The following is a 26,267-nucleotide window of genomic DNA, read 5'->3' as shown; positions in this document are numbered from 1 at the left end:
CTGTTTGCCTTTAGCTTTTGGCTTGGGGTTATCAGCTGTTTTTGATTTTATTTATTAAACTGTTTATCATTTTTGCTTCTTTTTCGATTAAGCTAAAAATGTTTTCTAGTTTTTTTGTTTTTATAAACTTTAGTTCTTGGGCTATTATGAGTTGTGTTTCAACTTCAAATAACGAACCTATTGCTATTTCCAAAAAACGTTTGAATTCAACTTCACTATTTCGACTACAACCTTTTGCAATATTTGAAGGTATTGAGACGGCAGCTCTTATGATTTGACTTTTTAAACCGAACTTTTCTTCGGAAGGAAATTTGTTCGAAATTTGATAAACTTGTTTTACAAGTTCAATTCCGTTTTTCCAAATTTCAAGTGTTCTAAAGTCTCTCATGTTTTTAGCGGTTAGCCTTTAGTTGTTGACTTTAATTTTGTTTCCATATGAGTGTGCGCCAATAGCCAATAGCTATCACACATAATGTTCGTTCACTAATTCAATGACACTTTCTACAGTTGGCACTTTCGCTACCCTAACATCATCAAAGTGTTTTTTTGCTTCTTTTGCAGTGGTTTCACCAATACAAAAAGCAATGACTTCTCCTTTATTACTGCGCACAAAACTTTCAACGGTTGATGGACTATAAAACATAACACTTTCAACAGAGTCATTTAATTTTACACCATCATATTTAGTTTGGTAGGCTTCAACTTCATTTACTTTTATATGATTTTCAGCTAATATAGTTGGTAATGCATCTAACCTAATATCGCTACAAAAATACGTGACTTCGGTACCTTCTATGAAATCTACTAAATACTCAGCAAGCTTTTTAGCATTCTTTTCAGTATGCTTAACTTTTCCTATTTTGTTTTCAACTAGTCGTTTGGTTCTGCGCCCAACGCAGTAAATATTTTTAAATTGTAATTCTATTGCTGAATAGTTTGTTGTTAATGATTCAACAGCATTTTTACTGGTAATCACTACATTCTGAATTTCATTTTTCAAGAATCGAGGGTGGATACGATTTAAGCTTATTTTGATAAAATCGCTGCTTTCTGCAACCACTTTTTCATGAAATAATAAACGTTGATCTTTGGTAAAACTCTTTGTGGAATACACATTTGTTTTTTTAGTGGAATTTTTGATTTTATCCATCAAACGTTTGCCTCCACGTTCTATAACAAAATCGGCACAATACTGCGCCATATCGTTATGTTCACCTAATTTTTTAACTCGCGTTACATCAATTCTTTTGGTGCCATCAGGACTTAATAAAACGCCTTTAAAGTTGATTTCCTCATCTTTAATAAAGGCTAAAGCTCCAATAGGAGCTGTACAACCGCCTTCTAATTTATTTAGAAACTCACGCTCTATGGTTGTGCAAATTTCAGTTTCCTCATGGTTTAATTCAGCACATGCTTTTTTTACAAACTCGTCTTCGTCTAAAGCGGTAATCATAATAGCGCCTTGTGCTGGAGCAGGAATCATCCAATCTAAATTTATGGCTTCTTCAGGTCTTATACCTATTCTGCCAATACCGGCTGCTGCGAAAATAGCACCGTTCCAGTCATTATCTTCCAGTTTTTGCAAGCGCGAATTTACGTTGCCACGTAAATCTGTAATAGTATGGGTTGGAAAACGGTTTAACCATTGTGCTCTTCTGCGTAGACTACCGGTTGCAATAACGGCATCTTTAGCGCCTAAAAACTCTTCATTGTCCTTAAAAACTAAAGTGTCGTTAACGTTGCCACGTTTTAAAACCGCTGCTTGAATAATGCCATTTGGTAAAACTGTAGGTACATCTTTTAAAGAATGTACAGCAATATCAATGTCATGATTTAACATGGCGATATCTAAAGTTCGAGTAAAAATACCGGTTATGCCTAATTTATAAAGCGGTTTGTCTAAAACTAAATCGCCCGTAGATTTAACGGGGACGAGTTCGGTTTTATGACCAGCTTCTTCGAGTAATTTTTTTACTATGTTGGCTTGCCATAGTGCTAATTCACTATCGCGCGTGCCAATTCTTATGGTTTTAGACATTTGTTTTTTGAGGTTCTTCTAACTGAAATACTTTTTTAATAAGTTCCAGACTATCATCTGTAGAAACGGCATCATCTTTTAAATGATGCGCAAAATGATTAGTGATTTTTTGAATGATATTGTTGCTAATTAATGTTGCTTGCGCTTCGTTAAAATCAGCATTTTTTTTACGTTGTGTATCTAATTCTGCAGTTGCAAAATCAGCTAATTTATGTTTTAAAGCTTTAATTGTTGGGGCAAACTTTCTGGTTTCTAACCAACTATTAAATTCTGCTTTTACGTCTTCTATAATCGCTTCCGCGGAAGGAATATGAGCTTTACGAGCCTCTAAAGTTTGATCTGTAATTTTAGATAAATAGTCTAGATGAACTAAGGATACATTATCTAATTCCTCAACATTGGCATCCACATTTTTAGGTATGGATAAGTCTAAAATTAAAAGTGGTTTATCAGTCTGAATGATATGTTTATCTATAGTTGGGCGTTGTGCACCCGTTGCTACTATTAATATATCAGACTCCGTGATTTCTTCTTGTAAATTGGCATAATCTTTTACCAATAAATTGAACTTTCCAGCAATTTTTTCTGCTTTATCTTTTGTTCTGTTAATAAGTGTAATATGTTCGTTTTTGGTATGTTTTACTAAATTTTCACAAGTATTTCTTCCTATTTTCCCCGTTCCGAAGAGTAAAATATTCTTATTTGAAACATTTTCTACAGAATTAAAAATATACTGCACAGACGCAAAGGATACCGAGGTAGCACCTGAGGAAATTTCAGTTTCCGTTTTAATACGTTTACTTGCTTGAATAACAGCATTTACTAAACGCTCAGTAAAATGATTCAGTAAACCGTGTTTTCGAGATAATTTAGCACTTGTTTTTAATTGGCTTATAATTTCAAAATCACCAAGAATTTGGCTGTCTAAACCAGAACCCACACGAAACATATGAGATATGGCATCTTTGTTTTTAAAAACGTAAGCCACTTTTTGAAATTCTTCTACTGTGCCTCTAGTGTTTTCACAAAGTAATTGAATGAGTTGAAAAGGGTGTTGTGCAAAACCGTATATTTCGGTTCTGTTGCAGGTAGAAGTAATTAATAAGCTTTCTATTTCATTTTCTTTAGCTTGATTTAGCAATGCTAGCCTAGATTCTTCATCCAAACTAAAACGCCCTCTTATATCTGCATCGGCTTTTTTATAACTTAAACCAATGGCGTAAAAGGAACTACTTTTACTAATATTATACTTTTGCATACTTATACCTGAAAATGTGTAGCAAAAATATATGGATGGTTTGTTAAAAAGTAACGCTCAAAGAACTTTTAGTGTCGTTTTTGGTTTTTTAACATCGTTTTTTCGTAATACATGATAAATATCATATTTTTGTACTGAATTACGCAGGTTTTAAACATTTAATTTAGAACCAATCTAAATAAAAGAGATATGAATCAAGAATTAAATACTAATAAAAGTATCGCTAAAAGTTCTTTTGAAGAAACAAAAGTGGATGATGGTGTTTTTGTATTGGCGCATAAGAATGAAGATAACCTTGTGCAATCAATTGCAAAAGAAATAGATAGCGATTATATTCAATTTCATTTTTGTATCAAAGGGTCAAGTCAATTTGTTTTTAATGAAGGTAGATATCGATTAAATATTCTTGAAGAGAATTCATTATTATTATATAACCCACAACGCGATCTGCCAATAAATTTAGAGATCAATCCACATTCTTGGATCGTATCTGTTTTAATATCTATTAAAAAATTTCATGGTTTTTTTTCTCATGAAGCAGATTATATAACATTTTTAAGTGAAGATAATAAAGATAAAAAGTATTACAAAGATGGTGTTATATCGCCCTCAATGGCCATTGTATTAAATCAGTTAATTAATTATAATCTAAACCAATCTATAAAACCTCTATATTTTAAAGGAAAGGCTTACGAGTTGTTAAGTTTGTATTTTAACAGAAGTGAAGATGCTGATATTGAGCAATGCCCATTTTTAGTTGACGAAACTAATGTGATAAAAATTAGAAAGGCAAAAGATATTATAATAGGTCGTATGGCAGAACCACCAAGTTTACAGGAATTAGCAGATGAAATAGGATTGAGCCTAAAAAAATTAAAAGAAGGTTTTAAACAAATTTATGGCGATTCTGTGTTTAGTTTTTTATTTGATTACAAAATGGAAGTGGCTAGAAAACTTTTAGAAGCTGGGAATGATAATGTAAATGAAGTAGGGCATAAGATTGGATACAGTACATCTAGTCATTTTATTGCTGCTTTTAAAAAGAAATATGGCACAACACCTAAGAAATATGTGATGTCTTTGGGTTAACATTTGAAAATGTAAGCTATGAGATGTCGCTTAGACTAATTTATAAAGAAACCTCCGTTAAATTATGAAATACCTAACTCCGGAAATAGAAGCTCTATCAAAAAACATGACTGTTAGCAAATCGTTAGCGCGTACTAATGTGTCTTGCGGTATTTTTCAAGATTGTGATTATACTGAGGAGCGACCTAAGTTATATCATCAGCAAAGAGCTGAAGAGAAAGAGTCTTCAAAGTAACCCGTTTCGTAATTATTTCTCACTAGATTTTATGATTGAAATTTCTATCGTATTTTTGCATTATGAAAAAAGGAATCTTATTAGTAAATCTTGGTTCACCAGATAGCCCAGAACCAAAAGATGTCAAAAAATATTTAGGAGAGTTTTTAATGGACGAGCGCGTTATAGACGTGCCACTTTGGGCCAGAACGCTTTTAGTTAAAGGTATTATATTAAATACAAGACCAAAACAATCTGCCGCAGCCTACAAAAAAATATGGTGGAAAGAGGGGTCTCCACTTATAGTATTATCTGAAAAGCTTCAAGACAAAGTACAAGAAAAACTAGAAATGCCTGTAGCACTAGCCATGCGATATGGAAGTATGACCATTAAAAAGGGGCTTCAAGAATTAGTAGATAAAGGTTGTACAGAAATAAAAACCATTCCACTATACCCGCAATTTGCAATGGCAACTACCGAAACAATTGATGTTAAAGTAGACGAATTGGTTGCCGAATATTTTCCGAATTTAAAAATAACACGAACTCCAGCCTTTTATCAGCGAGAAGATTATATAAATGCACTTTCTAAAAGTATAGCAGAAACCCTTGATGGTTTAGACTATGAGCATATACTTTTTAGTTATCATGGTGTTCCAGAACGCCATATTCGTAAAAGTGATGTGACTAATGGTAATTGTAAAATGGATGGAAAATGTTGCTTTAAAAAAGGAAGCGAACAACACGAGTTTTGTTACCGACACCAATGTGAAATTACCACGGTTAATGTCGCTAAAACATTAGGTTTAAAAAATGGTACATACTCCACGTCGTTTCAATCTAGACTGGGTTTTGATCCATGGTTGCAACCTTATACAGATCGTACTATAGAACGTATGGGTAAAGCGGGAGTCAAAAAAATGGCTATTGTTACACCAGCATTTGTAAGTGATTGTTTAGAAACTTTAGAAGAGATTGCAATGGAAGGCGAAGAGATTTTCCATGAAGTTGGCGGAAAAGAATTTACGGTGATTCCATGCTTAAACGATCGTGAAGATTTTGCTCAAGTTGTTGCTAATATCGCTGTGGAATGGTCTCCTGTTAAAAATCCATTAACCGTTTAATGGCTAAAATAGCATCACAAGATTTAGGCACACTTCCCATAAATAAACTCCTAGTTAAGCAAGCAATTCCCGCATCAATAGGTATTTTAGTAATGTCTCTAAATATATTGATAGACACTATTTTTGTAGGACAATGGATAGGATCTACAGCTATTGCCGCCATTAATGTAGTTTTGCCCGTATCGTTTTTTATAGCGGCTTTGGGCATGTCTATAGGTGTTGGTGGTTCTTCAATAATATCGAGAGCTTTAGGCGCAAATACTATTGAAAAAGCACTAAAAACCTTTGGTAACCAAATTACACTAACTCTAGTGTTAACAGTCTCTATGGTTATTTTAGGGTTATGGTTTGTTGATGCTATTGTTCCCGCTTTCGGAGGAAAGGGAAATATTTTAGAACCCGCTAAAATCTATTACATTATCGTGCTTTATGGTGTGCCCTTTTTAGCACTTTCCATGATGGGAAATACGGTGATTCGGGCAGAAGGAAAACCAAAGTTTGCCATGTATGCTATGATGATTCCATCGGTAGGTAATCTCGTTTTAGACTATATTTTTATTAATGTTTTAGATTTAGGAATGGCAGGTGCCGCATGGGCAACGACATTGGCTTATGTATTTTGTTTTGCATTCATATTTTGGTTTTTCTTATCCAAAAACTCCGAACTAAAAATAAAGAAACACCATTTTGGCCTTAATAAACCTATTGTTTTAGAGATAGGGTCATTAGGTTTTGTTACACTTGCAAGACAAGCTGTAGTTAGTATAACCTATTTATTTATGAATAATATTTTATTCAATTTAGGTGGCGAAACATCAGTAACAGCTTATGCTATTGTTGGACGTATGCTTATGTTCGCATTGTTTCCCGTTTATGGAATAACGCAAGGGTTCTTACCCATTGCAGGATTTAATTATGGCGCTCTCAAATATGCAAGAGTTAGAGAAAGTATTTATACAGCCATTAAATATGCAGCAGGTTTAGCAACCATAGTTTTTATTTTATTAATGGTTTTCCCTGAGGCGATAACAAGGCTTTTTACCGATAACCCAAAAGTAATTTCACAAACACCTCCAGCCATGCGATGGGTATTTGCTGCTACCCCAATAATTGCCTTACAGCTTATAGGTGCAGCATATTTTCAGGCCATTGGTAAAGCAAAACAAGCCCTGATATTAACACTAACAAGACAAGGGTTTTTCTTTATTCCACTAATTTTTATTTTACCAATATTTTATGGCGAATTAGGCGTCTGGATAGCATTCCCTATTTCAGATATATTAGCAACAATTGTAACAGCATATTTTCTAAATAGAGAAATTATTCAGAACTTAAAGCCAGAAAGTAAATTTGCAACTCATATTACTTAAACTATGGAATATTACCAATACATAAAAGCCTTTCATCTTATTTTTGTAATCACTTGGTTTGCCGGTTTGTTTTATATCCCAAGACTTTTTGTATATCAAATAGAAGCCTTTTATAAACCATCACCAGACAAAGAAATCCTTGGCAAACAGCTCAAACTTATGGCAAAACGCCTGTGGTACATCATCACATGGCCATCAGCCATTTTAGCAACACTATTCGCCGTATGGTTACTCATATTACAACCGTATTGGCTCCAACAACCTTGGATGCATGTAAAACTAGCATTCGTATTGCTGCTCTTCATTTATCACCTAAAAACGCATCAATATTTTAATCAATTACAAAACGGTGTCGTAAAAAAAACATCAAGTTACATGCGTATCTGGAACGAGGGTGCCACATTCATACTATTCGCAGTCGTTTTTCTAGTTATTCTGCAAAGTGCCATCAATTGGGTTTGGGGCATCATTGGTATTGTCGTTTTAGGCGTGCTTATCATGTTAGGTTTCAAAGTTTATAAAAATTTTAGAGACAAAAACCCGGAAGCTTAAATAATTGTCATTTCGAGTGATTTTGATTTTTTTTATCAAAATTGTATCGAGAAGTTGGGCGTTACCACAATGGTCGGGCTTTCCGTTACAAGTCCCTAACGCAAGCAACCTACGAAACAACTCCTTACCTTGTTTTAAGGTAAGGTGGATTTCATTCCGATATTTTCGGGATTAAAGACGGAAGGGTTAAAAATCTCTGCGTTACAATTCTAAGGAATCAGTATAATATAAATCTCCCTTTCTTTTCAAATCAAAACTCCGTAATTTTACAACATGAAAATCCTCCACCTCGACACCAATCACAACTTACTAATCAGTCAATTAAACGATTTAGGTTTCATAAATCATGAAGATTACAAGTCCTCAAAAGAAGCCATTGAAGCAAAAATTCATAATTATGATGGCATCGTTTTAAGAAGTCGTTTCTCCATAGACAAACAATTTCTGGATGCCGCAAAAAATCTAAAATTTATAGCTCGTGTTGGCGCGGGATTAGAAAATATAGATTGCGATTATGCCAAACAAAAAGGGGTATATTTAATTTCAGCACCAGAAGGAAATAGAAACGCTGTTGGCGAACATACTTTGGGTATGCTACTCTCACTTTTTAATAAACTCAACAAAGCAGATGCTGAGGTTCGGTCTGGAAAATGGTTAAGAGAAGATAATCGAGGTATCGAACTAGACGGGAGAACAGTTGGTCTTATAGGCTACGGCAATATGGGAAAAGCCTTTGCAAAAAAACTTCGCGGTTTCGATGTTGAGGTACTTTGTTATGATATAAAAGAAAATGTTGGCGATAAAAACGCAAAACAAGTCACGCTAAAAGAATTCCAAGAAAAGGTTGATGTATTGAGTTTGCACACCCCACAAACACCGTTAACGCTTAATATGATTAATTCAGAATTCATTAATCAATTTAAAAAATCGTTTTGGTTCTTTAATACGGCAAGAGGAAAAAGTGTTGTAACAGCAGATTTAGTTTCCGCATTAAAATCAGAAAAAATATTAGGCGCAGGATTAGATGTTCTAGAATATGAAAAAGCATCTTTTGAAACACTTTTTTCGTCAGAATTGCCAGAAGCTTTCCAATATTTAATAGATTCAGAAAATGTTTTATTATCGCCTCATGTAGCGGGTTGGACTATTGAGAGTAAAGAAAAACTAGCCCAAACCATAGTCGATAAAATTATAGCAAAGTTTTTTTAGTTAAAGTCCCCATAAAATAAGGGAGTATTAAAACGTTTAATTCCATTAGTTTTCAGTACTATTTTTAATGATTTCAAAATCACTTATACTAGCATGGATTTATTTTATTAACTTTAGTCTTTTCAAAACCAACTTCTTATGCAATATAAAGCGAGCTCGCCAGAAGACTATATTAGTCAAGTTCCAGAAGAGCGTCAGCCGGTTTTAAAAAAACTACGTACTATCATCAATGAAAATTTACCAAAAGAGTTTCAAGAAGGTATTCAATATGGTATGATTGGGTATTACGTGCCACATTCCATATATCCAGACGGCTATCATTGCTCACCAAAAGAACCATTACCTTTTATGAGTTTTGCTTCTCAAAAAAGTTCAATTAATCTTTATCATAGTGGGATTTATGCCGTACCAAAAATTCATGATTGGTTTGTATCTGAATTCCCAAAACACAGTAAGCGAAAATTAGATATGGGAAAAAGTTGTATCCGATTTAAAAACATTGAAGACATCCCGTATGACTTAATTGCAGAATTATGTACACAGTTATCTGTGAAGGCATGGATAGACATTTATGAAACCAATATTAAAAAGAAATAAAAACCTTAAAATAATTAAATCATGAAATTAGGAGCCTTTTCAGTAAGTTTAAACGTTAAAGATATTAATGCATCAAAGCAATTTTACGAAACGCTTGGGTTTAGTGTATTCGCAGGAGATATTAAAAACAATTACCTTATCATGAAAAATGGTAACGCACTCATCGGGTTATTTCAGGGTATGTTTGAACAAAACATATTAACCTTTAACCCTGGTTGGGATGAAAGTGCTACTAAAGTGGGCGATTTTGAAGATGTTAGAACAATTCAAAAGCACCTAAAGGATAATCATATAAAATTAGAAAAAGAGGTCGAAGAAAACACCTCCGGTCCAGCAAGTATAGTTTTGAACGATCCCGATGGCAATGCCATACTCATCGATCAGCATGTATAACCTTGTAGCACCTACAATATGAAAAATCGAGTAACGGGAATTGGTTGATTGTTTTTTAAAACTAAAGACCCAAAAGCATCAAAAGATTGGTATAAAAAACATCTTGGTTTTAATAGCGATGATTATGGTTGCACCTTTTGGTGGAAAGATGCAGCAGGGAAAGATTGTTCAACACAATAGAGTCCTTTCCCAGAAGATACAAAATATTACGAGCCTTCAAAAAAAGATTTTATGTTCAACTATCGTGTTGAAAATCTAAAGAAACTACTTGAAGTTTTAAAAGAGGAAGGGGTTACTATTGTTGGTGAAGTTGAAGAGTACGAGTATGGAAAATTCGGATGGATTTTGGATAACGATGGCAATAAAATTGAACTTTGGGAGCCTATAGATTCCGCATTTTTGTAAATGATAAAAAATTTCTCTTCGCCTTTTTTGCTAAGAGATTTCAGTTGAAATTGTCATTCCCGAGAAATCGGGAATCTTTATTCAAAATTTAAAAAATTCCCGTAATTTGGCCTTTTATTATATAGAACATATTGACTTACTTAGAAATTCTTCAATCCTACAATTTAACTGCCATACAATGGATAGCTATTGGTTTTGCAGTTTTTTTATTGGGTTTATCTAAAGCTGGTATAAAAGGAATAGGCATTATAATTGTTATCATACTTGCTTTCGTTTTTGGCGAAAAAGCATCAACAGGCATTTTGCTTCCACTGTTAATTTGTGCTGATATTTTTGCAGTTACTTATTATATAAAACATGTTCAATGGCAAATTATTAAAAAGTTAATCCCTTGGATGATTGTTGGTGTTTTAGTTGGAGTTTGGATTGGGAATGATATTTCTGAAACACTATTTAAAAAATTAATGGCAATTATAATAATTGTTTCTGTTGGTATCATGTTTTATACTGAAATCAGAAAATCTAATAAAGTGCCAACTAACAAATTCTTTGCTATAGTTATAGGGTTTTTAACTGGTTTTATGACTATGATTGGAAACCTTGCTGGTCCTATTTCTAATGTTTATTTTCTTGCAATGCGGTTTCCAAAAAATGAATTTATCGGAACCGCAGCTTGGTTGTTTTTCATTATAAATATATTTAAACTACCCTTTCATATTTTTATTTGGAAAACGGTTACTACCCAAACATTGATTTTAAACTCAGTGCTAATTCCTGCTGTAATTATTGGATTTTTCTTAGGCGCATACATTATAAAATTAATTTCAAATGTAAATTACAGGCGTTTTATTTTAATTATTACCGCTATTGGTGGCGTTATCATGTTATTTAAATAATTAATTTAATTGTTTGTGCAACATTAAGTTAACTTAAATGACATATAATTACAAAGCCATTTATTTTTTATTAATTTTACAGTATAACCAAAAAAAATATTAAAATGGCTGACGACAAAAATTTAAGTGATGACCTAAACGATATGTTAGGTGATGCTAAAGATGGTGCAAAAAAAGCTGCCGATAAAGTAAGTGATAAAGCAAGCGAGCTAGCAGACGATGCCAAGGAACTAGCAGGAGATGCTAAAGAAAAAGCAAAGGAATTTGCTAGTGATGCTAAAAAAACGGCTTCAGAGTTTAGTGAAAGTGCTAAAGAAACTTTTAGTTCTGGAGAAAATAAGAAAGTATTAGCTGGAATACTTGCTATTTTATTAGGCTGGCTTGGTGTTCATAAATTTATTTTAGGATACAACAAAGAAGGTGCTATAATGGCTGCTGTTGGTGTTTTAGGGTGGTTTTTATGTGGCATTCCAACGATGATTGTTTCAGTAATAGGTTTAGTCGAAGGTATTATGTACTTAACTAAATCTGATGAAGAGTTTTATAATACGTATCAAGCAGGTAAAAAACCTTGGTTTTAATAGATATATTTTAAAAAAGTCAAAAGTATAGTCTTTTGACTTTTTTATTCAAATTTAACATCGTAATATTGCAATATATAATTATATAATGGGTATTACTAAGTCACAAATTTTTACAGACAATCAAAATGATTTAGCACAGTTTTTTAAAGTGTTAGGGCATCCCGCTCGTGTAGCTATTTTGCAATATATAAGCAATCAAAACGCATGTATTTGTAATGATTTGGTTGAAGAAATTGGGTTAGCACAAGCTACAATATCTCAACATTTAAAAGAGCTTAAAAGTATTGGTTTACTTAATGGGGAGGTAGAAGGAAAGCGCATGTGCTATTGCATAAATATTGAACGTTGGATAGATATTCAAAACCAACTAAACAGCTTTTTTAATAAAACAAAAACAAATTGCTGTTAGTGTTTAACGAAGATTTAATGATTTCACACAATCGAAATAACTATTATTAATATGAAGACACAAGAATTTTTTAAAGTACTAGAAAATAATAAACAAAAATCTTTATTATTTGAATATGCACCAAATTTATTGGTAGGTGCCAATTATCATATTACTGAAGTAAAGCATATTGTTGTAGACTCCGTAGATTGCGGAGCTCAAACCGATTCATGGAACGAAACCATTATTCAATTATGGGAAAGTCCTTTAGAAAAAGGAAAAACGGACTATATGAGCGCTTACAAAGCTTTGGCAATTCTCAAAAAGGTTGGAGAAATGAAAGCTTTTGATTTAGAATCAGAAGTAAAATTTGAATATAGTAATGCAAATTTCCATACGGCACAGCTATTTGTTAATGATTTTGAAATACATGGAGATAACTTAATCCTTAAATTAGCCATCGAAAAAACAGACTGTAAAGCTAAAGAAATTTGTGGCATACCTGAAAAAATTGTTGAAGCTGCTGAAAAAATAGTTGAGAATGTAGAATCTTGTTGTTCCCCTAGTTTGGGTTGCTGTTAATTAATAAATAATATGAATCATACAAAGTTGTTTGAAACCATTTCTAATACTATAGAATCATTAGAAATAACGGAGATTTCAGAAGAAAGAAAAGCTATACTTGAGCCTTTAATAGACTATTTAAAAGATAAGATTAAAACAAACAAATCCATTCGGTTAAATTTCATTTGCACACATAATTCGCGTCGTAGTCACTTGTCTCAAATTTGGGCACAAACTATGGCAGCGTATTATAATATTAATAATGTATCCTGTTATTCTGGAGGAACAGAAGCCACGGCCATGTTTCCAAAAGTAGGAGAGACTTTAAATAATCAAGGCTTTAAAATTAATAAATTGTCTGAAGAAAATAATCCTGTTTACAGTATTAAGTTTTCAGAAAACGAACCTGCTATTATAGCGTTTTCAAAACAATTTAGTGACGATTTTAATCCTGCTTCAGAATTTGCAGCTATCATGACTTGTTCTTCAGCAGATAAAGGTTGCCCTATGGTTTTTGGATGTGATGAGCGGATAGCAATAACTTACGAAGACCCAAAAAAATCTGATGGAACACCACAACAAACAGAAACGTATCGAAAAAGAAGTTTGCAAATAGCAACAGAAATGAAGTTTGTATTTTCTAGTTTAAAACAAAAGCGTAATAGCTAAAACTGGAACAGTTTTAGCTATTACAAGTTGTGTAATTAGTTTTTATTTTTTAGGATAATCTAAAAAAAAGCTCTTGTCAATAATAATAATAAAAGAACAAAGGTTAAAATATAAATAATTTTGTGTTTGGATGAAGTCTCTACTTTAATTTTTTCATAGATTAAAAAAAGAATGTAACCATATAAGGCTATAGCTAAATAGTTTAATATTAAATCTAAAGTTTCCACAAGGAATGTTTTTGACTAAAAAAAAGGTTTTTATTGATTTTTAAATACTTAATGGCTCGCCTTCATCCCAAGGAAGAAGAGTCAACTCCAACTCTATTGCTATTTCTGGAAAATAAGTACTCATATCCTCTCTTGGAAGATTTTCAAGGCATCTTATAAATTGATAAGTTGCTACAGCCATTCCTATCCATCCTACAGCTCTTCCAGCTAATTTTCCAGCAGCTTTAAGTATTGCTTTTGTTCCTAAATTTTTTGCACTACCAATTACTAAACCAGCGGGGAGCCTCATTGCTATAAGTGCACAATCTACTACTTGTAGTGTTGACTGAGCATACGCACTACTAAAAAATATATTGCTAACGGTTTTACTCTCTGTAAATGATATATTAGAATTTTGCTTTAAAAGCATTTCAATTCTTAAAGTTAATAGACCTAAAATAGCTATTCTTGGATCATTAGAGTCACCAAAGATATTGTTTAAATCTTCTTCATTTATATCGTAATTAGTTAGCAGATCTTTAGACCCATTAATTAAAGGAATTACAGTTGCTTTAGCTTTTCTTTAGTCTAATTCAGTACTTTTTCCTTTATTACTATTTCTTGCTAAAAATAAATCTCTTTCATTATTTACATAGCCTTCTATATTTGAAGCATTACTTGAAACTAACTTTTCAAAATTGTCGATAGCAATTTCTTTTTGAGAAGTTTCGTAGTCTTTGTTAGAATCCACTTCACAAGATTGGAAAATTAAAACTCCACATAAAAGAAATACTTTAAGCACAAAAATTGCTAAAAACCCTTTTGCTACTTTTAAAGTTGTGTCATTAATTTGATCTAAAATTTTCATAGTTATAAATCTTTATAACAGTCAATACAATATGATGACCGTTTGGTTTAACAAAATATTAACCAGTCTATTTCAGTCTAAAATTTATAGTCTATGAATTTAGCCTATTTGTAATGATTTAAGCAGTCTAAAATTTAAACCTTTTTTGTCAATATTTAGTTTTAAGGGAGAACAAAAAATAATCAGCGCTGATTTTGTTGCAACATGTTTGTTCAAAAACATTATTTTGTAAAGACTTAAACAAAACTTTACTTTTGAACACTTCAAATGTAAAAAAAGAAAAATAGGAAAAAGCAAACTTTTTTGTAAAATTTTACACACGTCATTAAAAAGTTAAAGTATTGCTGTGGTTTTCCCGTAAAAGCATTTTATGAAAAATTTTGAATCACTCTATTTTAGAGGTTCATTATTACACCGTACAGATAAGCTCCGCTTAATTGTGATAAAGAAATTTAAGCTTTCAGGTCAGGTTGATTATACAGTTTTAAAGTTTATTTGGTATTACTAATAATCTTGTTTATTTAGCGTTTTCAGATCCTTCAAGTTTGGTCTTTTTTTCGCGTTAGTGATTGAACGCTTTGTTTGAGCTCGGCGACGATAGGAGGAAGCGAGTAGTGAAATATTCATATTCATGAGTTCAATAATTTAAAATATAAACCAGCGAATAAAGCCCAACCCTTGTGGTAACGCCCAAATTAAAACTTTAGTTTGGAACACATGTGTTTTATTCAATCTTACTTTCTAATTTACGTTCCAACTCCGCTTGAAACTCTTCCATTACAGGTTTTACGGTGCTTTCAGGTAAGTCGGCAATCCTAATATACATCAAACCATCAACCGAGTTGTTGAATAAAGGATCCACATTAAAAGCTACTAATCGGGCATTTTGTTTAATGTATTTTTTAAGTAGCACAGGTAAGCGCAATGCTCCAGGTTCGATTTCGTCAATAAACTTATCAAACTTGTTTAAATCGGCTTCAGCTTCATCAAAAACAAAATCTTTGTCGGCGTCTTTTAATTTTACTTTAAACTCCTTTTTAGGATGCACATATTGTGCAATATAAGGGTCGTAGTAATGGGATTTCATAAACTCCACCATCAGAGATTTTGAGAAGTTTGAAAACTGGTTACTAATACTTACGCCACCAATTAAATATTTATGTTCTGGGTATCGTAACGTAATGTGCACAATACCTTTCCAAAGTAAAAATAAAGGCATAGGTTTTTGTTGGTAGCTTTTAATTATAAAAGCACGACCCATTTCAATGGATTCGCTCATCATTTTGTAGAGTTCTGGCTCAAAACGAAATAAATCTTGTAAATAAAAACCATTAATACCAAATTGCGAAAATATCTTAGAGCCTAAACCCATTCTATAAGCACCTGCAAGCACTTTATTCTCATTATCCCACAAAAACATGTGGTGGTAATAGTCATCAAATTCGTCTAAATCTATAGCTTCATTAGTGCCTTCTCCAACTTCTCTAAATGTAATTTCTCTTAAACGCCCTATTTCTCGAAGAATATTAGGCATATTTTTGGCTTGAGCCAAAAACACTTCATAATTTTTACTTTGTAATAGCCTAGCATCTCCCTCCCTAAGGGTATCAACTTCCTTTATCATTAAACCATTTTCAACTGGCGTTACAATGTTTTTAGGTGCTTTAGGCGTTTTTAAGGTAGATGATAAGTTTTCTAATATTTTGGGTTTGTCCTCAAAAGCATGAGATAACATATATGTTTTCCGCCTTAAAAATTCTGAAAAATCATCAAGACTAGTATGTTCTTTTTGATCAGTAACAGAAATAGGTTTGCCAATTCTAACCTTAATAGTACGTCGTTTTTGTGTTAGTACTTCTGATGGTAATTTAGCGGTTCTAAACGTATCGCTAATTTTAGAAAGTTTATAAAATAACCTGCTATTTTTAGCATGGAAATAAATGGGAACTACAGGGACTTCAGCTTTTTTAACTAGTTTCATGGCAGCTTCTTCCCAAGGTCTGTCAACTACGAGTTTACCATCTCTATACGTTGATACTTCTCCAGCAGGAAAAATACCTAAGGGATGCCCTGCTCTTAAATGAAGTATAGAGTTTTTAAATCCTGCAAGACTAGATTTTATGTCTTTCCTGTCTTCAAATGGGTTTACAGGCATAATATAAGGTATCATAGGTTCTATTCTATGTAGCAGAAAATTGGCAATGATTTTAAAATCGCTGCGTTGCTCTAACATGAGTTTTAAAAGTAAAATACCATCTATACCACCAAGCGGATGGTTAGATACGGTTATATAGGCACCATCTTTTGGTAAACGTTTTAAATCTTCTTCTGGGATTTCAAATTTAATTTGAAATTCTTCCAGAATACTATCCAGAAAATCTACACCTTCAAGATGTTTATGACGTTTGTAAAATTTATTTAGAGTAGATATTTTAAGAACTTTCATTAACCCCCAACCAATGAAAGTACCAAGAAAGCCATACTTATCTAATTGAATAGCTTTTGCAACTTCTTTTGCGTTTACTAAACCGATGTCTTCCGTTTTGCCCATGGTTGTAAATGTACTAAATAAACTATTTAGTTACTATTTGAACAGTTTCATGTGTTAATTGTTTCAACAATACCATTTTACCAGTTTCAATTTCATTTATAGCCGACTGGTTATAGTGCCGAATCGTATAAAGTGAGACATTTTCATGGCAAGTTACTTTAAATTTTGCTTTTAAATGTTGTAATAGTTTGTCTAGGTTATTATAAATATTATCAACACATACAGAAAAACTGATGGCAGAGTTTTGAATCACATCTACTTTCATTTTATAGGTATGTAAAAGACTGAAAATTTCACCGATATTCTCTTCAACGATATACGAAAAATCAAGTGACGATAATGAAATTAAAACTTGTTTTTTTTTGACTATAAAGCAGGGGATTAGAGGTTCTAAAGTTACATTTTTTCCTATTTGAGTTCCTGTGGCTTCGGGATTTAAAAAAGATTTTACAAATAGTGGAATTTCTTTCCCTTGCAGAGGTTGCAGTGTTTTTGGATGAATAACTGAAGCGCCATAAAATGCTAATTCTATGGCCTCACGATATGATATTTTATTTAATAATTGTGGGTTTTCAAAATAACGGGGATCTGCATTTAAAACCCCTGGAACATCTTTCCAAATGGTTACACTAGTGGCATTTAAACAGTAAGCATAAATAGCTGCTGTGTAATCGCTACCTTCTCTACCAAGCGTTGTGGTAAAATTATTTTTATCACTCCCTAAAAACCCTTGGGTGATATTTAAAACAGAGGTATTGAATTTTGATGAGATGAGATCTTGAGTTGCTTTCCAATTTACATTGGCACGCCTGTAATAATTATCAGTTTTAATATGATTTCTAACGTCTATCCAATTATTTTTTAAGCCAATATTGTTTAAATATTCGCTAATTATTAGTGTTGAAAGAAGTTCTCCATAACCTATAGTTTGGTCATAAACAAAGTTATAATCAGGGGATTTATTAGTTTTTAAAAAACTGTTTAATTCATCGAATAACTCTTTAACTTTTTTGAAAGCTTGATGACTAACGTTTTCAAATAAGTCGAGTAATATTTGATTGTGATATTTTTTTACGTCTTGAAGCGAACTTTGTAATTCAGCCTTATTTTCAAAATAGTTTTTGATAACAACCTCTAAAGCATTTGTTGTTTTTCCCATTGCAGAAACTACAATCAAGGTGTTTTTATAGCCCGTTTTTTGCAAAACAGATGCTATATTTTTTACACCGTTTGCATCTTTAATAGAAGCGCCACCAAACTTAAATACTTGCATGTTAATATAAATTATAATTTTGCTATATAATTTTTAATGCCTGTTTCATTTAACTGAACTACATCCCAATCTCGCATAACATTTGCACCCTTTTTTTCATAAAAGGCAATGGCATTTTCATTCCAATCTAAAACTTCCCAGTTAATGCGTTTTACGCCTAAATCGTATGCGTATTTAACTACTTGATCTAAAAGCGCAGTTCCTAATCCAGTCCCACGCATAGCATTACTAACAATTAAATCTTCTAGGTGTATAATTTTACCTTTCCAAGTAGAGTAACGATTGTATATTAAAGCAATACCTTCAATTTTAGAATTTACTTCTGCAACAAAACAATGAAAAGCAGGGTACTCGCCAAAGCCATCACGTTTTAAATCTTTTATAGTAACTTCAACCGCATCAGGTTCTTTTTCAAATAGAGCTAATTCTCTAATTAAACGAAGCACTTGTGGCATATCCTCTTTTTGAGCATTTCTAATTGTGAAATTCATAATTTTCTTTAATTATTTCAAATATAGTTTAAAGTTCATTACATAGAAGAATTTAAACTTTACGAAAACGTTATAGTTTGATAAAATTTATAGATATTTGCAAGAATCAAAACATACATCTTTATGGCTCATAAAAAGCAAACTTTAGGAGAGTTTATTATTGAAAATCAATCCTCTTTTAAATATTCTTCAGGGGAATTATCAAGTCTTATAAATTCTATTCGATTGGCTGCAAAAGTGGTAAATCATGAGGTGAATAAAGCGGGGTTAGTTGATATTATTGGTGCTGCTGGTGACACTAATATTCAAGGGGAAGACCAGCAAAAACTTGATGTATATGCCAATGAAAAGTTTATTCAAACCATGACTAAAAGAAATATTGTTTGTGGTATTGCCAGTGAGGAAGAGGATGATTTTGTAGCCATTAATAGTCAAGATGAAAACCATCAGAATAAATATGTGGTTTTGATAGACCCTCTAGATGGTTCTTCTAATATAGATGTAAATGTTTCTGTAGGAACTATATTTTCAATTTACAGACGCGTAACGCCTATTGGTACGCCTGTTCAACTTGAAGATTTTTTACAAAAAGGGAGTCAGCAAGTAGCGGCTGGATATGTGGTTTATGGAACGTCTACGATGTTAGTGTATACTACGGGTGATGGTGTTAATGGGTTTACATTAAATCCAGCTATAGGTTCGTTTTATTTATCGCATCCAGATATGCAATTCCCAGAGGATGGGAATATTTATTCGGTTAATGAAGGAAATTATATTCATTTTCCACAGGGTATAAAAAATTATATTAAATATTGCCAACAAGAGCAAGATGACAGACCTTATACATCAAGGTATATAGGGTCTTTAGTATCTGATTTCCATAGAAATATGATAAAAGGGGGGATTTATTTATATCCGCAAAGTTCGAAAAATCCACAAGGTAAATTACGTTTATTATACGAATGTAATCCAATGGCTTTTTTAGCAGAACAGGCTAATGGTAAATCTAGTGATGGGTTTACTAGAACTATGGATGTTGAACCTACAGAGTTACACCAACGTGTACCTTTTATTTGTGGAAGCAAAAACATGGTTGAAAAAGCTGAAGAGTTTATGCGGAATGCTAAATAAAAAAGACACTATCCTAAAAAGTGTGTAAGTTCAAAATTTCAAGGTTAAATTATCTATAGTTCAATCCTGTTTTCAAATATAGCTAAAAATTGGTTGAATATAATTCCCCGCTACCGCACGAATCCTTTCGTGTGGTAGTTCGAATTTATAATGATTTTATAATTTCTGCTCATAGATACTTTATTGGTTTACTGTAAATATAAAAAAGGTATCTTTATAATAAGCAAATTTTAGACTTTTACAAATATGTAGTTTAGCTTTACAGAAACCACACGAAAGGGTTCGTGCGGTAGCGGAGTTTGAAATGTAATTATGTTTTTATAACAAGACATAAAAAAAGGCAAACTTATTAAGTTCGCCTTTTTAAATGATGTTATTTTATAAGTTACATCGCAACCAAATCGCCAGTAACATCTTTAGAAGGTAAATTAGATTTACCCATTAAATATATATCCACTTGTCTTGCAGCTTCTCTCCCTTCAGAAATGGCCCAAACAATTAAAGATTGTCCACGACGCATATCGCCAGCGGCAAATATATTTGGAACATTCGTTTGATATTTTCCGTATGCTGCTTTGTAATTAGAACGCGCATCCTTATTAATTCCTAATTTATCTGCAAGTGTACTTTCTGGGCCTGTAAAACCAAGTGCCAATAAAGCTAAATCACAAGGCCATGTTTTTTCTGTACCTTCAATTTCAATTAACTGCGGACGTTGTCCAGGAACCATTTTCCACTCCACATTAACCGTTTTTAATGCGGTTAACTTTCCGTTTTTATCTTTTACGAATTCTTTAGTGTTAATTAACCAGTTACGTTCTACGCCCTCTTTATGAGACGATGATGTTTTTAACTGTAATGGCCAAAAAGGCCAAGGGGTAGTTGGTGAACGATGTCCTGGAGGTTTCGGCATAATTTCAAAATTAACTACCGATTTCGCACCTTGACGGTTTGATGTACCAATACAATCTGAACCTGTATCTCCACCACCAATTACAATAACATTTTTATCAGTGGCTAGTATTTGGTTTTCAACTTTCTTACCAAATAACACTTTCGTTTGTTGTGTTAAGAAATCCATAGCCTGTACTACACCATCAGCATCTATACCTGGAGTTGGTAAACTACGCCTGTCTGTAGCACCTCCGCACAAAACAACCGAGTCAAAAGCTTTTAAGTCTTCAACACTATAATTAACACCAACATTAACGTTAGTTTTAAATACAATACCTTCAGCTTCTAAAATTTTTAAACGACGGTCTATAATGCCTTTTTCCATTTTGAAATTAGGAATCCCGTATCGTAATAATCCGCCAACTTCATCATCGCGCTCAAATACGGTTACTGTATGTCCCGCTCTATTTAATTGTTGCGCTGCAGCTAAACCAGCAGGTCCAGAGCCAACAACGGCAATGGTTTTACCTGTTCTTGTTTTTGGTGGTTGTGGTTTAATCCAGCCTTCTTTAAAAGCACGCTCAACAATGTTTTTTTCAATATTTTCAATAGATACGGGGTCTTCTATAATACCCAACACACATGATTGCTCACATGGGGCAGGACACAAACGACCTGTAAACTCAGGAAAATTATTGGTTGAATGTAATATCCAAGAGGCTTTTTGCCACTCACCTTGGTGAACCATATGATTGAAATCAGGAATTAAATTTCCTAATGGACAACCACTATGGCAAAACGGAATACCACAATCCATACAACGCGACCCTTGTTTTTGAAGCTCGGGTTCATTTAATGGAACCGTAAATTCTTTATAATGTTTTACACGATCTTTTACAGGTGTGTAAGTTTCATCTTGTCTTTCAAATTCTTTAAATCCTGTTACTTTTCCCATGACACTATGCTATTGTTAATTCTTCTACCATTGGTTCTTCTGTCTCTAAACGTTTCAATGCACGTTTGTATTCAATTGGCATGACTTTTACAAAATTACCAAGACTAGTATCCCAGTCTGCTAATAGTTTTTTACCAAGACCACTATCTGTATAAAGCGTATGCTTTTCAATAAATTGTTTTAAGTCTGTTGCATCATCGCCAGTAATATCTTCAAACTCTATAGTTTCCATATTACATAAACCGTTTGCAAATTTGTTATCTGGATCGTAAACATAAGCGATACCACCGCTCATACCTGCTGCAAAGTTTCTTCCTGTTTTACCTAGAACAATTACTTTTCCACCTGTCATGTATTCACAACAGTGATCTCCAACCCCTTCAACAACAGTTGTTGCTCCAGAGTTACGAACTGCAAAACGCTCACCTGCAATACCGTTAATATAAGCTTCACCTTGAACAGCTCCAAACAAACAAACATTACCAATTATAATATTGTTTTCGGCAATAAAGTCTGCCTTAGCTGGTTTTTTAACAATCAATTTCGCTCCAGATAAACCTTTACCTAAATAATCGTTTGTATTGCCTTCTAAAATGAATGTTAATCCATGTGCACCAAAAGCGCCAAAACTTTGCCCCGCAGAACCTGTAAAATTAATATTTAAGGTATCTTCTGGTAAACCAAGATGTCCGTAAATTTTAGAAATCTCGTTACTTACAATAGCACCAACTGTACGGTTTATGTTATTTATAGGATAGGCAAGCGTCATTTTCTCTTTTCTATATAAAGCGCGATGCGAATCTTTTAATATTGTAAAGTCTAAAACACTATCTAAGTTATGATCTTGTTGTTCTGTATTTCTAACAGTAAGTTCTCTATAAGCTGCAGGTCTATGCAATATACTTGATAAATCTAAACCTTTAGCTTTATAATGTTTAATAGCTTTATTAGCATTTATTTTATGTGTTTGCCCAACCATTTCGGCAAGCGTTCTAAATCCTAACTGTGCCATTATTCCTCTTAATTCTTCAGCGATATAATAGAAGAAATTAATAACGTGCTCTGGTGTGCCTTTAAAGTTTTTACGTAACTCTTTATCTTGAGTTGCAATACCCACTGGGCATGTGTTTAAGTGACACTTTCGCATCATTATACAACCAGAAGCTACTAGAGGCGCTGTTGCAAATCCGAATTCTTCAGCTCCTAATAAAGCGGCTACGGCAACATCGCGACCTGTTTTTAACTGACCATCACATTCTACAACAATTCTACTTCTTAAGTTGTTTAGAACTAAAGTTTGTTGTGCTTCAGATAAACCAAGTTCCCATGGTAAACCTGCATGTTTTAAAGAGGTTAAAGGAGATGCGCCTGTTCCGCCATCATATCCTGAGATTAACACCACATCGGCTTTTGCTTTTGCAACACCAGCGGCAATGGTACCAACACCAACTTCTGAAACTAATTTTACATTAATTCTAGCTTCGCGATTGGCATTTTTTAAATCAAAAATTAATTGAGCTAAATCTTCAATAGAATATATATCGTGATGTGGCGGCGGCGAAATTAACCCTACAAATGGTGTTGAGTTACGTGCTGCTGCAATCCATGGTAATACTTTATACCCTGGCAATTGTCCGCCCTCTCCGGGTTTAGCACCTTGCGCCATTTTTATTTGAATCTCTCTGGCATTGGTTAAGTAATGTGACGTTACTCCAAAACGACCAGAAGCGACTTGTTTTATTGCTGAATTACGACTATCGCCATTTATATCTTTTTGAAAACGCTTTCTATCTTCTCCGCCTTCACCAGAATTCGATTTTCCACCAATTCTGTTCATCGCAATGGCCAAATTTTCATGGGCTTCGCGAGAAATAGAACCATAAGACATCGCTCCAGTTTTAAACTTTTTTACAATTTCTGTCCAAGGCTCTACTTCCTCTAAAGGAATAGGGTCTAAGTTATCAAACTCAAATAAACCACGAATAGTCATTAAGTTTTCAGATTGTTCGTTTATGGCTTTTGCATAGACATTATAACTGGCTTGATCGCTTAATCGAACCGCTTGTTGTAATTTTGAAACTGTAGTTGGGTTAAATAAGTGACGCTCTCCATTACGTCTCCATCTATAATCACCACCAATATTTAATCCTAAATTTTTATCGATAGAATTATCTGGGTACGCTTGTTTATAACGTTGGTCAATTTCTTTTTCAATTTCATATAATCCAATACCTTCAATTCTTGAAGCGGTGTATGGGAAATATTTTTCAACAAATTGAGAATTAAATCCAACAATTTCGAAAATTTGAGAACCTCTGTACGAATGTAGCGTAGAGATTCCAATTTTATTCATCACTTTTAAAATACCTTTTCCAATCGCTTTATTAAAATTATCGACTGCTTTTTGCTCATCCATATCAGTGATGAAGCCTTCTTTAACCTGCATTCTGATAATTTCATTAACCATATACGGGTTAATAGCACTAGCACCGTAACCAAATAAGGTAGCAAAATGATGAGGTTCTCTAGGTTCTGCAGACTCAATAATAATATCGAAATAAGAACGCTTACGTAAACGATTCAATTGATGGTTAACATAAGAACAGGCTAATAAAGCAGGAATTGGCGCAAATTCTTGATTAACTCCTCTATCAGAAAGAATAATAATATTTGTCTTTCTTTCTAAAGCTTTTTCAATTTGAATGATGACATCATCAAGCGCATTTTCTAAACCATTCATACCTTCTACTTTTGGATAAAGCATTTGTATGGTTTCGGCTTTAAAACCATCTATATCAATGGTTCTTATTTTTTCTAAATCATCATTAGAAATAACAGGATTTTGAATTCTTAATTTCCTACATTGTCTTTCTGTAATGCTGAAAATGTTTCTGTCTTTTCCTAAATTTAAACTAATATCTGTAACAATCTCTTCGCGAATCCCATCTAATGGTGGGTTTGTTACTTGTGCAAATAATTGTTTAAAGTAGTTTGAAATGAGTTGAGGTCTATCAGATAAAACCGCTAAAGGGGTATCAATACCCATAGAGCCTAAAGCTTCTTTTCCAACTTGCGCCATTGGTGTGATGACTTCTTGAATATCTTCAAACGTGTAGTTGAATAAACGCTGACGTGTTTTAATATCTATAGTTTCAATAGGGCAAGTTTCGCTGGTATATGCTACGTCTTTTAAATGTAAACGTGATTTATCTAACCATTCTTGATACGGTCTTTCTGAAACTATTTTACTTTTTATTTCTTCATCTTCAATAATGCGTCCTTTATTCATATCCACCAAGAACATTTTTCCTGGTTCTAATCTACCGTGTTCTTTTACATCTTCTGGTGCAACTTCAACCACGCCAATTTCAGAAGACATAATAAGTTTACCACTTTTTGTAATGGTATATCTTGAAGGTCTTAATCCGTTTCTGTCTAATAAAGCACCAATATAGTCGCCATCTGTAAAAGGCACAGATGCAGGACCATCCCAAGGCTCCATAATACAAGCATTGTATTCGTAAAAAGCTTTACGCTCTTCAGACATGGTGGCGTGTTTTTCCCATGCTTCAGGAATCATCATCATCATAATTTCTGGTAATGAGCGTCCGGTATGCGTTAATAATTCAACAACCATATCCATAGAAGCTGAATCTGATTTTCCTGGTAAAATTATTGGGAATAATTTATCTATTTGTGGCCCGAAAACATCACTCTTCATGATTTCTTCACGAACACGCATTCTGCTTACGTTTCCGCGTAGGGTATTAATTTCTCCATTCTGACACATGTGGCGGAATGGTTGTGCCAATTCCCAAGTAGGCATGGTGTTGGTAGAAAAACGTTGGTGCACTAATGCTAAACGGGTTACTAAATCTATTTGTTGTAAATCGGTATAATATGGCCCAATATCTTCAGGCATAATAATACCTTTGTATATTATGGTTGTATTCGATAAACTAGGTACGTAAAAGTAACCGCTTTCAGAGATTTTAGAGGTTCTAATAGCGTGTTCAGTTATTTTTCTAGCCGCATACAATTTAGCTTTAAAAGTAGCTTCATCAATAGCTTCTGTTTTGCCAATAAAAAGTTGTTCTATGTTAGGCTCTGATGCTAAAGCAATTTGCCCTAATTGAGAGGAGTCAACCGGTACTTTACGCCATCCTAAAATAGTAAGCCCTTGTGCTTCTACTTCTTTTTCAAAAGTGGTTTTACAAAAATTATATTGGTTTGATGTTTTTGGTAAAAAAACCATACCAACAGCATATGCCCTTTGTTTAGGGATTTCAAAATCGCAAACGCGTTTAAAATAGTCGTGAGGGATATCAATTAATAACCCAGCACCATCACCAGTTTTTCCATCTGCACTAACACCACCACGGTGTTCCAATTTAACAAGAATTTCTAGGGCATCATGAATGATTTGATTTGTTTTCTCTCCTTTAAGATTACAAATAAAACCTGCGCCACAGTTTTCGTGTTCAAATTCTGGTAAATAAAGTCCTTGTTTCTTAATCATAGTCAACAATAAATTAGTTTAAAAACTTG

At 33.3% G+C, this 26,267-nt stretch carries 24 protein-coding genes and 1 pseudogene; 15 read left to right on the top strand and 10 right to left on the bottom strand.

The features are described 5' to 3' along the window. Positions 1–31 precede the first annotated feature (31 nt). From P8K68_RS12205 to hemA, 3 genes are all read right to left on the bottom strand, one after another. Positions 32–388 carry a four helix bundle protein gene (locus P8K68_RS12205; protein WP_300251357.1) on the bottom strand — a complete coding sequence of 119 codons (357 nt, stop codon included), beginning with the start codon at positions 386–388 and terminating at the stop codon, positions 32–34. Between the two features lie 75 nt (positions 389–463). Further along, entirely contained in the window at positions 464–2,038 is a 1,575-nt protein-coding gene (hemC, locus tag P8K68_RS12200) for a hydroxymethylbilane synthase (protein WP_300251355.1), read from the bottom strand. Further along, positions 2,031–3,296, bottom strand: coding sequence for a glutamyl-tRNA reductase (gene hemA / locus P8K68_RS12195; RefSeq protein ID WP_300251352.1), 1,266 nt, complete (start codon positions 3,294–3,296; stop codon positions 2,031–2,033). The genes hemC and hemA overlap by 8 nt, the downstream gene beginning before the upstream one ends. Positions 3,297–3,485: 189 nt before the next feature. On the opposite strand from hemA, the gene P8K68_RS12190 reads away from it, so the two are divergent. From P8K68_RS12190 to P8K68_RS12125, 14 genes and pseudogenes are all read left to right on the top strand, one after another. Then, a complete protein-coding gene (locus tag P8K68_RS12190; RefSeq protein WP_300251348.1) occupies positions 3,486–4,385 on the top strand; it encodes an AraC family transcriptional regulator in 900 nt (299 codons plus the stop codon). A 64-nt stretch (positions 4,386–4,449) separates the two neighbouring features. Next, positions 4,450–4,620 (top strand): hypothetical protein, encoded by a 171-nt coding sequence (locus P8K68_RS12185; RefSeq protein WP_300251346.1) that lies wholly within the window; start codon positions 4,450–4,452, stop codon positions 4,618–4,620. Between the two features lie 62 nt (positions 4,621–4,682). Then, entirely contained in the window at positions 4,683–5,723 is a 1,041-nt protein-coding gene (gene hemH / locus P8K68_RS12180) for a ferrochelatase (RefSeq protein WP_300251343.1), read from the top strand. After that, on the top strand, positions 5,723–7,093 hold the full coding sequence (locus P8K68_RS12175) for an MATE family efflux transporter (protein ID WP_300251342.1): 1,371 nt from the start codon (positions 5,723–5,725) through the stop codon (positions 7,091–7,093). The genes hemH and P8K68_RS12175 overlap by 1 nt, the downstream gene beginning before the upstream one ends. 3 nt (positions 7,094–7,096) lie before the next feature. After that, positions 7,097–7,645 carry a CopD family protein gene (locus P8K68_RS12170; protein ID WP_300251339.1) on the top strand — a complete coding sequence of 183 codons (549 nt, stop codon included), beginning with the start codon at positions 7,097–7,099 and terminating at the stop codon, positions 7,643–7,645. A gap of 273 nt (positions 7,646–7,918) precedes the next feature. Beyond that, a complete protein-coding gene (locus tag P8K68_RS12165) occupies positions 7,919–8,854 on the top strand; it encodes a 2-hydroxyacid dehydrogenase (protein WP_300251337.1) in 936 nt (311 codons plus the stop codon). A 138-nt stretch (positions 8,855–8,992) separates the two neighbouring features. Next, positions 8,993–9,451, top strand: a complete 459-nt coding sequence (locus P8K68_RS12160) for a DUF1801 domain-containing protein (protein WP_300251334.1) — start codon at positions 8,993–8,995, stop codon at positions 9,449–9,451. A gap of 21 nt (positions 9,452–9,472) precedes the next feature. Further along, entirely contained in the window at positions 9,473–9,844 is a 372-nt protein-coding gene (locus P8K68_RS12155; RefSeq protein ID WP_300251332.1) for a VOC family protein, read from the top strand. A 48-nt stretch (positions 9,845–9,892) separates the two neighbouring features. Next, positions 9,893–10,249 (top strand): annotated as a pseudogene (locus P8K68_RS12150) (VOC family protein). Between the two features lie 131 nt (positions 10,250–10,380). After that, positions 10,381–11,145: a sulfite exporter TauE/SafE family protein gene (locus P8K68_RS12145; RefSeq protein WP_300251330.1), complete on the top strand. Its 765-nt coding sequence runs from the start codon at positions 10,381–10,383 to the stop codon at positions 11,143–11,145. Between the two features lie 104 nt (positions 11,146–11,249). Continuing rightward, complete coding sequence (locus P8K68_RS12140; protein ID WP_300251328.1) at positions 11,250–11,726, top strand: NINE protein; 477 nt, start codon at positions 11,250–11,252, stop codon at positions 11,724–11,726. A gap of 88 nt (positions 11,727–11,814) precedes the next feature. After that, positions 11,815–12,138, top strand: a complete 324-nt coding sequence (locus tag P8K68_RS12135) for a metalloregulator ArsR/SmtB family transcription factor (protein ID WP_300251325.1) — start codon at positions 11,815–11,817, stop codon at positions 12,136–12,138. A gap of 51 nt (positions 12,139–12,189) precedes the next feature. Further along, positions 12,190–12,699: a DUF6428 family protein gene (locus P8K68_RS12130; RefSeq protein ID WP_300251323.1), complete on the top strand. Its 510-nt coding sequence runs from the start codon at positions 12,190–12,192 to the stop codon at positions 12,697–12,699. Between the two features lie 12 nt (positions 12,700–12,711). Next, complete coding sequence (locus tag P8K68_RS12125) at positions 12,712–13,350, top strand: protein-tyrosine-phosphatase (protein ID WP_300251321.1); 639 nt, start codon at positions 12,712–12,714, stop codon at positions 13,348–13,350. A 267-nt stretch (positions 13,351–13,617) separates the two neighbouring features. Here P8K68_RS12125 and P8K68_RS12120 read toward each other — a convergent pair whose 3' ends face one another. From P8K68_RS12120 to P8K68_RS12100, 5 genes are all read right to left on the bottom strand, one after another. Next, positions 13,618–13,866, bottom strand: coding sequence for a hypothetical protein (locus P8K68_RS12120; RefSeq protein ID WP_300251319.1), 249 nt, complete (start codon positions 13,864–13,866; stop codon positions 13,618–13,620). 273 nt (positions 13,867–14,139) lie between these two features. Continuing rightward, a complete protein-coding gene (locus P8K68_RS12115; RefSeq protein ID WP_300251317.1) occupies positions 14,140–14,424 on the bottom strand; it encodes a hypothetical protein in 285 nt (94 codons plus the stop codon). 724 nt (positions 14,425–15,148) lie between these two features. After that, positions 15,149–16,975: a lysophospholipid acyltransferase family protein gene (locus P8K68_RS12110; RefSeq protein WP_300251315.1), complete on the bottom strand. Its 1,827-nt coding sequence runs from the start codon at positions 16,973–16,975 to the stop codon at positions 15,149–15,151. Between the two features lie 22 nt (positions 16,976–16,997). Next, positions 16,998–18,248: an aspartate kinase gene (locus tag P8K68_RS12105; protein ID WP_300251313.1), complete on the bottom strand. Its 1,251-nt coding sequence runs from the start codon at positions 18,246–18,248 to the stop codon at positions 16,998–17,000. An 11-nt stretch (positions 18,249–18,259) separates the two neighbouring features. Then, on the bottom strand, positions 18,260–18,739 hold the full coding sequence (locus tag P8K68_RS12100) for a GNAT family N-acetyltransferase (RefSeq protein WP_300251311.1): 480 nt from the start codon (positions 18,737–18,739) through the stop codon (positions 18,260–18,262). 123 nt (positions 18,740–18,862) lie between these two features. Here P8K68_RS12100 and fbp point away from each other — a divergent pair, with 123 nt between their 5' ends. Further along, positions 18,863–19,870, top strand: coding sequence for a class 1 fructose-bisphosphatase (gene fbp, locus P8K68_RS12095; protein WP_300251309.1), 1,008 nt, complete (start codon positions 18,863–18,865; stop codon positions 19,868–19,870). Positions 19,871–20,255: 385 nt separating this feature from the next. Here the strand turns inward: fbp and P8K68_RS12090 are convergent, their stop codons facing one another. Next, complete coding sequence (locus tag P8K68_RS12090; RefSeq protein WP_300251307.1) at positions 20,256–21,719, bottom strand: glutamate synthase subunit beta; 1,464 nt, start codon at positions 21,717–21,719, stop codon at positions 20,256–20,258. Between the two features lie 4 nt (positions 21,720–21,723). Further along, positions 21,724–26,238 (bottom strand): glutamate synthase large subunit, encoded by a 4,515-nt coding sequence (gene gltB, locus P8K68_RS12085; RefSeq protein ID WP_300251305.1) that lies wholly within the window; start codon positions 26,236–26,238, stop codon positions 21,724–21,726. Positions 26,239–26,267: the final 29 nt, after the last annotated feature.

This window comes from Algibacter sp., assembly GCF_029245835.1.
Classification (GTDB): Bacteria; Bacteroidota; Bacteroidia; order Flavobacteriales; family Flavobacteriaceae; genus Algibacter_B.
Note: the sequence above shows the minus strand (reverse complement) of the source record. Positions and strands in the feature narration are given on the sequence as shown.

Excerpts from the sequence above, each read along its gene's own strand:
- P8K68_RS12155 (WP_300251332.1), top strand. The coding sequence starts at position 9,473 with ATGAAATTAGGAGCCTTTTCAGTAAGTTTAAACGTTAAAGATATTAAT.
- P8K68_RS12175 (WP_300251342.1), top strand. The coding sequence starts at position 5,723 with ATGGCTAAAATAGCATCACAAGATTTAGGCACACTTCCCATAAATAAA.
- P8K68_RS12110 (WP_300251315.1), bottom strand. The coding sequence starts at position 16,975 with ATGGGCAAAACGGAAGACATCGGTTTAGTAAACGCAAAAGAAGTTGCA.
- P8K68_RS12165 (WP_300251337.1), top strand. The coding sequence starts at position 7,919 with ATGAAAATCCTCCACCTCGACACCAATCACAACTTACTAATCAGTCAA.
- P8K68_RS12100 (WP_300251311.1), bottom strand. The coding sequence starts at position 18,739 with ATGAATTTCACAATTAGAAATGCTCAAAAAGAGGATATGCCACAAGTG.
- P8K68_RS12120 (WP_300251319.1), bottom strand. The coding sequence starts at position 13,866 with ATGAGGCTCCCCGCTGGTTTAGTAATTGGTAGTGCAAAAAATTTAGGA.
- P8K68_RS12135 (WP_300251325.1), top strand. The coding sequence starts at position 11,815 with ATGGGTATTACTAAGTCACAAATTTTTACAGACAATCAAAATGATTTA.
- gltB (WP_300251305.1), bottom strand. The coding sequence starts at position 26,238 with ATGATTAAGAAACAAGGACTTTATTTACCAGAATTTGAACACGAAAAC.
- hemH (WP_300251343.1), top strand. The coding sequence starts at position 4,683 with ATGAAAAAAGGAATCTTATTAGTAAATCTTGGTTCACCAGATAGCCCA.
- fbp (WP_300251309.1), top strand. The coding sequence starts at position 18,863 with ATGGCTCATAAAAAGCAAACTTTAGGAGAGTTTATTATTGAAAATCAA.
- P8K68_RS12205 (WP_300251357.1), bottom strand. The coding sequence starts at position 388 with ATGAGAGACTTTAGAACACTTGAAATTTGGAAAAACGGAATTGAACTT.
- P8K68_RS12090 (WP_300251307.1), bottom strand. The coding sequence starts at position 21,719 with ATGGGAAAAGTAACAGGATTTAAAGAATTTGAAAGACAAGATGAAACT.
- hemC (WP_300251355.1), bottom strand. The coding sequence starts at position 2,038 with ATGTCTAAAACCATAAGAATTGGCACGCGCGATAGTGAATTAGCACTA.
- P8K68_RS12190 (WP_300251348.1), top strand. The coding sequence starts at position 3,486 with ATGAATCAAGAATTAAATACTAATAAAAGTATCGCTAAAAGTTCTTTT.
- P8K68_RS12125 (WP_300251321.1), top strand. The coding sequence starts at position 12,712 with ATGAATCATACAAAGTTGTTTGAAACCATTTCTAATACTATAGAATCA.
- P8K68_RS12130 (WP_300251323.1), top strand. The coding sequence starts at position 12,190 with ATGAAGACACAAGAATTTTTTAAAGTACTAGAAAATAATAAACAAAAA.
- P8K68_RS12160 (WP_300251334.1), top strand. The coding sequence starts at position 8,993 with ATGCAATATAAAGCGAGCTCGCCAGAAGACTATATTAGTCAAGTTCCA.
- hemA (WP_300251352.1), bottom strand. The coding sequence starts at position 3,296 with ATGCAAAAGTATAATATTAGTAAAAGTAGTTCCTTTTACGCCATTGGT.
- P8K68_RS12140 (WP_300251328.1), top strand. The coding sequence starts at position 11,250 with ATGGCTGACGACAAAAATTTAAGTGATGACCTAAACGATATGTTAGGT.
- P8K68_RS12185 (WP_300251346.1), top strand. The coding sequence starts at position 4,450 with ATGAAATACCTAACTCCGGAAATAGAAGCTCTATCAAAAAACATGACT.
- P8K68_RS12170 (WP_300251339.1), top strand. The coding sequence starts at position 7,097 with ATGGAATATTACCAATACATAAAAGCCTTTCATCTTATTTTTGTAATC.
- P8K68_RS12105 (WP_300251313.1), bottom strand. The coding sequence starts at position 18,248 with ATGCAAGTATTTAAGTTTGGTGGCGCTTCTATTAAAGATGCAAACGGT.
- P8K68_RS12115 (WP_300251317.1), bottom strand. The coding sequence starts at position 14,424 with ATGAAAATTTTAGATCAAATTAATGACACAACTTTAAAAGTAGCAAAA.